Origin of the sequence: Vibrio aestuarianus (assembly GCF_012395185.1) — a bacterium.
Lineage (GTDB): Bacteria > Pseudomonadota > Gammaproteobacteria > Enterobacterales > Vibrionaceae > Vibrio > Vibrio aestuarianus.
In genome coordinates this window covers 22,782-34,008 of sequence record NZ_JAAZTU010000042.1, presented here as the reverse complement: position 1 = coordinate 34,008, position 11,227 = coordinate 22,782, and the positions used below count along the sequence as shown (strand labels likewise).

The window sequence follows — 11,227 nt, the reverse complement described above, 5'->3', positions numbered from 1 at the left end:
GTATCTACTATTTATAATGGTTTGGGTGTTGGTGGGAATTTTATGCATTAACAGTAGGTTTAAAAATGGTGTGGGTTGTCAATTCTATGCATTTTTAAAGGGTATGTAATTGAATGTAACCTAGTGGTTAGTGTGTTTTTAACAAAACTTTTTTAATGAAAGTTGATCATGGTCAGGTTTGAAAATTCAATAGTTCGGAAAGGAATTTTACTTTTTAATAAGTTTAATTTGTTCTCGGATGATATTTGCTAATAAGGCAAATAAATCAGTGATAACGGTGGGGCGTATTTAGTCATAAAAAGTTGTTATTTATCCAAGCAACGACTTCAAGTTGCTTGGGTATAGCCTTCCTACTTGAAGTTGCAGCGGTGTTGGCTATATTCGCTCACCTCAATCACATAGTTTATCTATGCTCATGGGGATTAACTCACTTGCCGCCTACCTGCAACTTCAAATGGTTTGGGTATATGCATTCTTCATATTCGCTGAGTTCGGTATTATTTGTTAATCGATGTTTTGTTCATTCGCTAAGAGCAGACCTATCATCTAGTGTTGTGATGATTGATTGCGATGGGAGAGTAGTGGCGAGGTATCTGATTCTAATTGGTGGTAACAGGCGTTGGTTGATGCGTATGCAAGTTGAAAGAAAGGTGATTGGCTTGAGTTACACGGTATATTAATCAATGTATTAGATGCGAAAAAGCCGCAATAAAGCGGCTTTGAATTAGTGAGAGGAAACCAGTTTATTGAGTTATAGCATAGCACCGATGCTGAGAGACAACATGATGAATACACATAGAATACCCAATAGTGGAGCAACCCATTTCACCCAGCGCACGTAAGGAACGCGAGCGATTGCTAAGCCGCCCATTACTACAGCAGAGGTTGGTGTTACAAGGTTGACAATACCAGATGCAGATTGATAAGCAGTAACCACTAAGTCACGACCAACGCCGGCAAAATCGGCTAATGGAGCCATGATAGGCATGGTAAGTACCGCTAAGCCAGAAGACGATGGTACAAGGAATGAAAGAAGAATTTCTAATAAATACATTACGTTAATGAAAATGATTGATGAAAGGCCAGTCACCATTTGTTCGGCTGAGAATAAAATAGTGTCAGTTATCATACCGCGGTCCATAATAACCACGATGCCACGAGCGATACCAATGATCAGCGCCACACCCAGTAGGTCGCGCGCACCATCTATGAAGCTTGTAGTGAACTCTTCTTCGCTCATGCGAGCAATTAAACCGATGATAATGGTAGCACCTAAGAACATGGCGGAAATCTCAGCCATCCACCATCCGGCAACAGATACACCGTAAATCATCACACCAAAAGCGGCAGCAAAAATGGATAGAATCACTTTACGAGTCGCAGTGAACTCAAGTTTTTCACCGCCTTGATTACCAAGGAAGTGCGCTTTGTTCTCTTCATACTTGTCGTAGACAATTGACTTAGTTTGATCGGCGCGAACCATTTTTGCATAGCGCATAACGTACATTACACAGATGATCCAGCCAACAACCAACATTGCAGCGCGAAGCATAATGCCGTCAGTAAATGGAATGCCAGCAGCGTTCGCGGCAATAACGGTTGCAAATGGGTTGATGGTCGAACCTAATGTACCGATACCCGCTCCAAGCAATACCGTTGCGGCTGCAACGAGTGGGTCAAAACGTGCGGCCATCATCACGGGTACAAGAAGCGTATAGAAGGGAAGAGATTCCTCAGCCATACCATAAATAGTTCCGCCAGCGGCAAATAGGGCCATCAATATAGGGATCATGAGCTCTTCTCGGCCTTCAAGGCGCGCGGTTACTCTTTCTATCCCTGCATCAATTGCTCCTGTTTTGGTTACTAAGCCGAGGAAGCCACCAATCACCAATATAAATAGTGATACGTCAATCGCCGCCGCTTCATAGCTATTGTGGTCGTAAAAACCATCAATCGGAGCCATCAGAACATCAATCACACCTTGTGGGTTGCCTTCAGCGGCCTGATAGGTACCAGCAATGGGCACTTCTTTGCCCAAATCTTCATTCATGGTGCGTTGGTATTGACCTGCCGGAACAATCCAAGTTAACAACGCAACCAGAGCAATAAGAATAAATAAAATAGTATAAGCTGAAGGGAATTTGAAGTTGGCAAAGAAGCCACCTTTCGGTTCCGTAGATACAGTTTGGTTTGTCATAATGTTCTCCTTACACCCAGAGAGTAAAAATATTCTGAGTGTTTTCATCGGCTAATATTCTTAACTCATCCATTATTTATTATCATGAAATAAATGAGTGAATAAAAATTATTGGATATTAAAAATCAATAAGATGGTTAATAAGGTTTGTTTATTATTTTTGAGTTTTTAGGCTCTTGTTTTAAAAGTGTATGTGTGGATTTTAAAGTGAGAGCTTATAACTAACCTAGGGATGCTTCACAAAAAAGTAGAGTGAAAATTGGCCTTGTTTTTTTTGCTGAGTTTATAGAGGGTAATTGTGTGTAAATAATGGAATTATATTCTTATTAATTATGTGGGCTTGCTTTGTAAAGGGCTGCTGTCTAGCTGTGAGTCAATTGCTTGGAATTTTATTCAAAGTATAGAATCTTTAATCAAAATTCATTTTCCGCATTTTCATTGATTTATATCAAATTTAAATTTAAGTCTTGCTGAGGGCATAAGAAAAAGGGAGCCGAAGCTCCCTAGGTGTAATGTTTGGTAGACCGTTAAATAAACAAGCTACCAAAGGCAAAGCCTAAAGCGACGGCTGAAGCGATAGTTGCAACGCCCGGGATAAAGAACGGGTGGTTGAACACGTACTTACCAATACGAGTAGAGCCTGTATCATCCATTTCAACGGCGGCAAGCAGTGTTGGGTAGGTTGGTAGTACAAACAATGCGCTGACAGCAGCAAAAGAGGCCACTGCCGTTAGTGGTGCGACACCAATGGCTAACGCGGCTGGCATCAATGCAACGGTTGTTGCACCTTGTGAGTAAAGCAGCATAGAAGCAAAGAATAGAACCAGCGCAAGCATCCAAGGGTAGTCAGACAATAACGCTCCTGCGACTTCTTTAATGCCAGCAACGTGTGCGTTGACGAAAGTTGAGCCTAACCATGCTACACCTAATACGCATACACATGCCGTCATACCAGAGCGGAATGTTGCGGCTGCTGGAATTTTCGCTGCATCAATTTTAGTAAATAGCACAATCGCTGCAGAGGCCGCTAACATGAAGGTCATGATAGCTTCGTTACGCCCCAAGGCAGGGTTTTCGATAAGACCAACAGAGCTAGAAATAGCGGCGGCATAGCAAACAACAAAGAAAATAGCACCAAGGAAGATGAAGGTTGCGCGTTTTGCTGTCGGCAGAATTTCACGTTTTTGTTCGGTATTAAGTTTAATTAAACCTTTGGCTAAACGATCTTGATATTCAGGATCATCTTTTAATTCACTGCCCATAAAGTTGGCGACGAAGGCACCAATCATACAAGCGACAAACGTGGTTGGAATACAAACCGCCAATAACGTAAGGTAATCAACCCCGAACGGTGCCAACATCGCAGCAAAAGCAACCACCGCCGCTGAAATTGGCGAAGCTGTAATGGCAATTTGTGAGGCAACAACCGCAATCGATAGCGGTCGAGACGGGCGGATACCTTGCCCTTTTGCTACTTCTGCGATGACTGGCAAGGTGGAAAACGCAGTGTGGCCAGTACCTGCCAATAACGTCATTAAGAACGTGACAATTGGGGCATAAAAGGTAATACGTTCAGGATGTTTGCGTAAAAAGTTTTCGGCGATTTGAACTAACCAGTCCATACCACCGGCCACTTGCATTGCTGCAATCGCAGTGATGACAGACATGATGATCAAAATGACGTCAACAGGAATAAAAGATTGGCTAGTTGGAACGCCTAACAGCAATGACAGGGCAATAACCCCAGCACCACCAGCAAGACCGATCCCAATGCCGCCCATTCTTGCTCCTAAGAATATAAAGAGCAGAACAATGAATAGTTCAACTGCTACCATGTGGATACCTCATTATTTTTATTTAATTTAATTATCTGAAAATTCAAGCTATTAAATATTCAGATAATTAGGTTGTTAGAGGGTGACTGAGCACAGTTAAAAGTGCCAGTAAAAGGAAACCTAATATGTTGGACAAAAGGCCCCCGTAGGGGCCTTGCATCATTATTCGTAGCGTTTCGCTTTGTATTGAGGATGCATAAAGTTTTCGACAGACAGAATGTCATCTAACTCTTCTGCGGTGAGCAGACCGCGCTCCAGTACGACTTCACGTACGCTCTTACCGGTTTCAGCACAAATCTTACCGACAATGTCACCTTCGTGGTGGCCAATGTATGGGTTCAGGTAAGTAACGATACCGATGGAGTTGAATACGTAAGCTTCACATACTTCTTTGTTCACAGTGATGCCATCGACACATTTGTCACGCAAGTTGATACAAGCATTAGACAGAATTTCGATAGATTCAAACATGCTTTGTGCAATCACTGGTTCCATTACGTTTAACTGTAATTGACCACCTTCTGCTGCGAATGAAATGGTGTTGTCGTTACCGAGAACTTTAAAGCAAACTTGGTTAACCACTTCAGGAACAACAGGGTTAACTTTTGCTGGCATGATAGAAGAGCCAGCTTGAAGCTCTGGTAGGTTCAGCTCATTTAAACCAGCACGAGGGCCAGAAGAAAGTAGACGTAGGTCGTTACAGATTTTCGATAATTTAACGGCTAGGCGTTTTAGTGCGCCGTGAGTCATTACATAGGCACCACAGTCAGAGGTTGCTTCAATCAAATCTTCAGCGGGAACAACATCGATCCCCGTGACTGCCGCTAGATGTTTTACTGCTGCCGCTTGGTAACCTGGAGCGGCATTAAGGCCGGTGCCGATTGCTGTTGCACCAAGGTTGATTTCAAGTAGCAGCTTTGAGGTATATTCAAGGTTACGAATTTCTTCGTTAATGGTCACAGCCCAAGCATGGAACTCTTGACCCACAGTCATTGGTACCGCGTCTTGCAACTGAGTGCGGCCCATTTTCAAAATACCAGAGAACTCTTGGCTTTTAAGCTCAAATGCGCCTTTAAGGTATTCGATTGAATCAATCAATTTACGAATGCTGTTGTATACCGCAATACGGAAACCTGTCGGGTAAGCACAGTTGGTTGATTGGCTCTTATTCACATGGTCGTTAGGGTTAATGAACTCATATTGACCCTTTTCTTTACCCATTAGCTCAAGCGCTACGTTGGCGATAACTTCGTTAGTATTCATATTAACAGAAGTACCCGCACCACCTTGATAAACGTCTGATGGGAATTGGTCCATGCACTTACCTGTTTCAAGGATCAAATCACACGCTTGGATGATGTAGTTAGCTACTTGGCTTGGCACCACGCCAAGTTCTTTGTTTGCCAATGCGGCTGCTTTTTTAGTCATGATCATGCCGCGCACAAATTCTGGCACATCAGAGATGGTTGCTTTTGAAATGTTGAAGTTTTCGATAGCGCGTAGAGTGTGAATACCGTAGTACGCATCAGCTGGAACGTGACGTTGACCTAAAAGATCTTCTTCAATACGAGTGGCTTGGTTAGCGATAGCTGCTTCAGATAGGGTAGCCATAACAGGATCCTTAGAGAATTATTCTGATAATTAGTGGAATTATTAGCCATTTCTGCAGTTTAAGAATCCATTCGTCAGAGTTTTTGGCTGGAAAATCCATCCTGACTTCTGTGGCACATAATACGCAACCTATAATTAAAAAATAGTAACTTGATCACTTTTTTAGCCAATATTTGATTAAATTTTCATAAGCATCAATATGCGTTAAATTTATGTTTCAAACGCTAGTTTACGTTGGATATTTTCCTAGAAACTGTGATGAAAAAGTAGCAGTTTAAGAGTTGAATAGTACGGGTTTTAGCGTGGAGGGGGTGTTACGTCATTTTATTGTTAACCACATTAAGGGGCTTCTACAGTGTGCCCATTAACGGTTCAATGCCATCTTTGACATACAATCAAGCCAGCTATATTAATCAACTGGCTTGATAAAAACATTAATGGCTTAACAATGTTTTTGTTGAATCATATCAATTGTGAAGATACTTCCATTGTTGGTTAACCCAATTTGGATCGGCAGCATGTCCGGGAAGGAAAGAGGCGTTATTACACTGTGTAGACCATGGGCCAAAGCATTGATAAACACCATGTCCTTGGAATTTTACCACGGTACCATTCCCGTAAGAACCAAACCCATTTGGATACACATAGTCGTAATCACCTCCACCAGTATTAATCGCGGTGACATTTACTGATACATTCGCTGTATCACTAGTTGTGCCATCATTGACTGTTAATGCGAATGTCAATGTTTGATCGCGATTCTCTAAAGATTCCGTATTAACGGTGATTCTTGCTTGGCTAGTATCGCCCAAAGCGATTGGTTTGCCTGCGGTTTGCGTCCAATGATAGGTTAAAGTATCGCCATCCACATCGGTTGATTGGCTGCCATTAAGTATAAAACTCGCTCCATGCTCTACAGTGCTCACATTCACTCTAGCGTTCGCTTCAGGAGCATGGTTCGTATCTGTTCGCAGTGTCAGTATGACGGTATCGCTATCTTTTTTCCCCGACTCGTCTTGTACCAAAAGTTTAACTGTAATTGAGATACTATCTGATACTTCAAACCCTTTTTTAATTTTAATTTTAGGCGTTTCAGTGCGATTTTCTCTCAGAACGATAGCTTCTCTCGCAACCCCCTCTACTGTCTTAATTGTCCATTTAAAATCGAGATTTTCTCCTGTTGAATTGGAACCATTAAGGTAATAAAACTGATTTTCGACAAATTGAGCTTGGATGTCAGCCCCAGCATTAGCCTCGGTATGTTCAACAATGGGTACATCAGTGTTATCATAGTGAGTTCGAAGATCGGTGTGTGCTACTCTTCTCCAATAGGCATTGCTTACTTGGCTTTCGCTAGGGAAATAATAATAAGGTGCGCGAATCAACTGATAGTAATAGCGACCTGTGCTGCTGACATATTTATAAATATCACCGACGTGAGCAGGTTGTCTATCCCCCCATACTGAATCTCTAACGTCCCATTCTCTGAGATCATCAACACCAAACTGCTGTTTAATAATATCGTCGGAGTAGCTAGCGCGTGATTGATGTCGGTTAGGTAAAGCAATTCGCGCCCCGCTGGCTGCTGGAAACTGCGTTTTGCCATCGCTTACATCCACTTTAACAATCACAATGGAGTTGTGAATTAATCCGTATTGCGGTGCTTTAAAAACAGCAGTATTGCCGTTTGATTCGAGTAATTCGAATCCTTCCGGAGTATGGAATTGATACGATAACGTACCGGCACTGTTGCGATTAGTCACATTAGCAGTGACAGTAAAAGTCTCACCTGGAGCAATCACTTTAGGTAAAACTAATTCCGTATTAATATTTTGTTGTGATAGCGGATAGGTAAAAGGCTTATTCTGATCGGTGTTTTGCCAAATAGGTTTATCTAGGGTAGTAAGATTTAATGCCTGAAGTTTCTGCTTAGTTTCTTGCGTTGCGCTCAGCCCCCAAACGTCGAAAAATGGAGTCAAGTCAAACCCTGATACTCGACTGCTTTCCAAAATAAATGATTGTTTTTTAGCATCATCGGTTAATGGCAATTCGCTTGTCGGCATTGTGCGTATTCGCTTACCTAAGCGAGCATAGAAGTCTTGACCAAAGGTTAGATCAAGTTGCCAGAACATTGCAACTTTAACGAATAGGTCGCGGCATTCATCGTAAGTTTGATGGCTATTAAAAAAAGAGAATATGTTGGACCAAATCAGTCGTGATGAATGCCCAAGAGCACGCTGTACATAAAGAGACGTTAAATTAACCGTCACTTCAGTAAGGCCATTCCAAGTCATGAATGGTAATTGGTAGTGATGTCCTAGCTCATGCCATGGTCCCCAAGAGTTGGAAATTTTTGTTGTAACATCGTTAAAGCCATCTTCGTTAGCGCCCAACCAATAATTAGAAGCTGACATATAGCCACCAGTATTATTTGGCTTTGATTGGAATAAATATTGTAATTTAGTTGCAGAATGTGGGGGATTATTATTCTCACCTAACCCATATTGCTCTTCAGTTAAGTTAACGATATGATCCCAAGTGCTCATTATCTCTGTTGGATTAGTTATTTTATTCATATGAGTTATGGGTAACGTGATAATCATTCTTTCACCAACTAGCTCACCATATAGTGCCGTATTATAACGAGATAACATTTCTTGCCAGTCATCATCACTGTCTTCATTTAAAATAAAACGTGGCATTTCTCGGCCACCACTTAATATATTAAATGTCAGTGATAAATCCGATGGTGGGCTCATCGGTGCATAATAAATTACGCCATTTTCTTCAACGTTAATACGGTTATTACCTGCTTCAAGGATGATTTTTTGAGGAGATACCAAAGTTTCATTTCTATATTTGATTGGAACTATCCATATTTGGGGTTTATCTTTAAGACTAGCGCCATCATAGTTATAGTTAATAACCAATTCATCTCCTTTTTTTGCCCAGAAGCCAGATGACTGAACTGGATGTGCTAGGAAGGAACGACGTTGTTCTTGTAAAAACCTCCCAGGGTTATATCTTTGTTCTACCGTGACTTCTCTACTAGGTTCTGCTGCTTCTACGCTAGTTATAGTTGTAAAAAAAATGGCCAATAGAATTGACTGTGAGATTAGATTTTTTTTCATCATAAACCTTCTTTGTTGATGTTAAACGACGAGCGATTAAAACTCCAAATACAATGATTTAAAATCATTTACAAATATAACCTTGGCTCAAGGTTATATTTGTATTGGATAGCTAAGTTCCATTGTTATTTATTATTGCTATTGTTTATTTTTAATTAAATTCAAACCATTGTTATTAAGCGTGTTGTTTTTTCGCTATGGGGATCGCATGAATAAAGTGGAATTTTTGTTTGTGTATATTGAATTTTCTGGTTTTATGTGGATTAGATAGAGCTGTAATGCTTTGGTATTGACCTAGGATAGATATTATAAGCTTTGAATCTCTATGCTTGATGATAAAAAATGATGCGACTACGTTATTAAATGATAGTAATACGCACGCGAGATAGCCGATAAAGACTAGCCACAAAACCAAAGTTTTTTATCGTGTTGAGTTCTCGTATTTTTATACTATTTATTGATTTTTATGATGACATTGAAAATAGTTTATGAATTGTGAATGTGAGAATGAAATTGAGAGAGATATAAAAGTGAATTTTTACATCTCTTTGATTTATACCCTTCCTACTTGAAATTGCAGCAGTGTTGGCTACATTCGCTCACCCCAATCACATAGTTTATCTATGCTCATGGGGATGAACTCACTTGCCGCCTACCTGCAACTTCAAGTTGTTTGGGTATAGGCAGGGAGCACAATTACAAATTGTGACATAAGTTAGTGGCGGATTAGGTTGTCGCTGTGCTTCACTACTTGCGGCCACTGAGTGTAGGCGCTAATGTGTAGAGCAACAAAGGAGGGCGTGTGTTTCCTATCTTACTTTTACTCTTTATTTTTGTACCGATTATAGAAATTGGTCTATTTATTCAAGTTGGTGGCATTTTAGGATTGTGGCCAACGATCGCACTAGTGCTGCTTACCGCATTTGTTGGTGCTTCTTTAGTTCGTAGCCAAGGCCTACAAACTTTGCTGAGTGTGCAAAATCGTTTGCAGCAAGGAGAATTACCCGCTCAGCAGATTTTTGAAGGGGTAATGTTGGCTGTGGCTGGCGTGTTGTTGTTAACCCCTGGTTTTATGACGGATGCGCTCGGGATGCTGGTGTTGCTACCCGCCCCACGAGCTGTTATCGCTAAGTATCTGATGAGCAAAATGGTGGTAAAAGGTATGGCGAGTGGCTTTCGTGGCGGTTTTCATTCTAGCCCCTATGAACATGACCCTTTCCATCATGATGCCCACCGCTCGTCAGAGCAAGGTGATACATTTGAAGGTGAGTTTGAACGTAAAGATAATGACCGCAATAAACTCAATTAAATAAGGCTCGTTGCCCCACATCACTGAAGTTACAACTTCAAGTGATGTGGGGGGCGGGTCTTTTTACTGTTATTATTTACGCTTTTAAAATAAATGTTAAAAATTAAATGTCGAAATAGTTTGCTTAGTTAAATTTAAAGGCCTATAGTGGCCTCGCTCTGTTGTTCAGGGTTATTAATGAAACAAAAAATAAAAGTAAAAGTAAATTCTCAGAATCCCATCGTAAAAGTTGTTGTCCTCAGTGTTTCCCTTACCTTATTAGTAACATTAAATAATTCAATCTTTCAGTGCATTGTGCATAAGCACGATAACTCTATGAATTTAAATAAAAGGGACACATTATGTCTAACAAAACAACTGGTTCTGTAAAATGGTTTAACGAAACTAAAGGTTTCGGTTTTCTTACTCAAGACAACGGCGGCGCTGACGTGTTCGTACACTTCAATGCAATCGCTTCTGACGGTTTCAAAACTCTAATTGAAGGCCAAAAAGTGTCTTTCAATGTAGAAAACGGCCAAAAAGGCCTACAAGCGGCTCAAGTAACCGTATTGTAATTCTGTCCAATATACAGAATATAGAAAAGGTCGCTTAGGCGACCTTTTTGCTATTTCAGGTTTGTTAACTATTTGGGGCTGCTACTGTGCACCTTCAAAGCCCATTTGACGCCATGCTTCAAACGCAATAATGGCGACTGCATTCGACAAGTTTAAACTGCGAGCATCCGGCATCATCGGTATACGGATACGCTGTTCCATCGGTAAGCTTTCAATCACCTCTGCGGGTAATCCTCTGGTTTCAGGGCCAAACATTAGCACATCACCTTTTTGAAATTTTGCATCGACATGATGACCTGTGGTTTTGGTGGTACAGGCAAAAATTCGATAGGTTTTGCGTTCATTATTTAGGTATTCCATAAACGCATTAAGATCTTTATGGCGCGTTACTCGCGCTAAATCATGGTAATCGAGACCTGCACGGCGCACTTTCTTTTCTTCGAAATCAAAACCAAGTGGTTCAATTAAGTGTAAGTTGGCACCACAATTGGCGCATAAACGAATAATATTGCCAGTGTTAGGGGCGATTTCAGGCTCGTAAAGTGCGATATCAAACATCTTATAGCGGCTCTTTAGGGAATATGTGTGGC

The 11,227-nt window shown here is 41.0% G+C and carries 7 protein-coding genes; 2 read left to right on the top strand and 5 right to left on the bottom strand.

Annotated elements, in window-relative coordinates; genetic code table 11:
• Nucleotides 1-751: 751 nt before the first annotated feature.
• From HGG78_RS16380 to HGG78_RS16365, 4 genes are all read right to left on the bottom strand, one after another.
• A complete protein-coding gene (locus HGG78_RS16380) occupies nucleotides 752-2,197 on the bottom strand; it encodes a YfcC family protein (protein ID WP_172533549.1) in 1,446 nt (481 codons plus the stop codon).
• A gap of 527 nt (nucleotides 2,198-2,724) precedes the next feature.
• Nucleotides 2,725-4,032 carry an anaerobic C4-dicarboxylate transporter gene (locus tag HGG78_RS16375; RefSeq protein WP_172533548.1) on the bottom strand — a complete coding sequence of 436 codons (1,308 nt, stop codon included), beginning with the start codon at nucleotides 4,030-4,032 and terminating at the stop codon, nucleotides 2,725-2,727.
• A gap of 162 nt (nucleotides 4,033-4,194) precedes the next feature.
• Nucleotides 4,195-5,643, bottom strand: a complete 1,449-nt coding sequence (gene aspA, locus HGG78_RS16370; protein ID WP_168520761.1) for an aspartate ammonia-lyase — start codon at nucleotides 5,641-5,643, stop codon at nucleotides 4,195-4,197.
• A 467-nt stretch (nucleotides 5,644-6,110) separates the two neighbouring features.
• Entirely contained in the window at nucleotides 6,111-8,777 is a 2,667-nt protein-coding gene (locus tag HGG78_RS16365; protein WP_172533547.1) for a M60 family metallopeptidase, read from the bottom strand.
• Between the two features lie 799 nt (nucleotides 8,778-9,576).
• On the opposite strand from HGG78_RS16365, the gene HGG78_RS16360 reads away from it, so the two are divergent.
• Entirely contained in the window at nucleotides 9,577-10,083 is a 507-nt protein-coding gene (locus HGG78_RS16360) for an FxsA family protein (protein ID WP_172533546.1), read from the top strand.
• Between the two features lie 341 nt (nucleotides 10,084-10,424).
• On the top strand, nucleotides 10,425-10,637 hold the full coding sequence (gene cspE, locus HGG78_RS16355; protein WP_013855834.1) for a transcription antiterminator/RNA stability regulator CspE: 213 nt from the start codon (nucleotides 10,425-10,427) through the stop codon (nucleotides 10,635-10,637).
• 81 nt (nucleotides 10,638-10,718) lie between these two features.
• On the opposite strand, the gene trmL is transcribed toward cspE, so the two are convergent.
• Nucleotides 10,719-11,195 carry a tRNA (uridine(34)/cytosine(34)/5-carboxymethylaminomethyluridine(34)-2'-O)-methyltransferase TrmL gene (gene trmL / locus HGG78_RS16350; protein ID WP_172533545.1) on the bottom strand — a complete coding sequence of 159 codons (477 nt, stop codon included), beginning with the start codon at nucleotides 11,193-11,195 and terminating at the stop codon, nucleotides 10,719-10,721.
• Between the last annotated feature and the right edge of the window lie 32 nt (nucleotides 11,196-11,227).

Coding starts and splice junctions, on each gene's coding strand:
- HGG78_RS16375 (WP_172533548.1), bottom strand. CDS start 4,032: ATGGTAGCAGTTGAACTATTCATTGTTCTGCTCTTTATATTCTTAGGA.
- aspA (WP_168520761.1), bottom strand. CDS start 5,643: ATGGCTACCCTATCTGAAGCAGCTATCGCTAACCAAGCCACTCGTATT.
- HGG78_RS16365 (WP_172533547.1), bottom strand. CDS start 8,777: ATGATGAAAAAAAATCTAATCTCACAGTCAATTCTATTGGCCATTTTT.
- trmL (WP_172533545.1), bottom strand. CDS start 11,195: ATGTTTGATATCGCACTTTACGAGCCTGAAATCGCCCCTAACACTGGC.
- HGG78_RS16380 (WP_172533549.1), bottom strand. CDS start 2,197: ATGACAAACCAAACTGTATCTACGGAACCGAAAGGTGGCTTCTTTGCC.
- cspE (WP_013855834.1), top strand. CDS start 10,425: ATGTCTAACAAAACAACTGGTTCTGTAAAATGGTTTAACGAAACTAAA.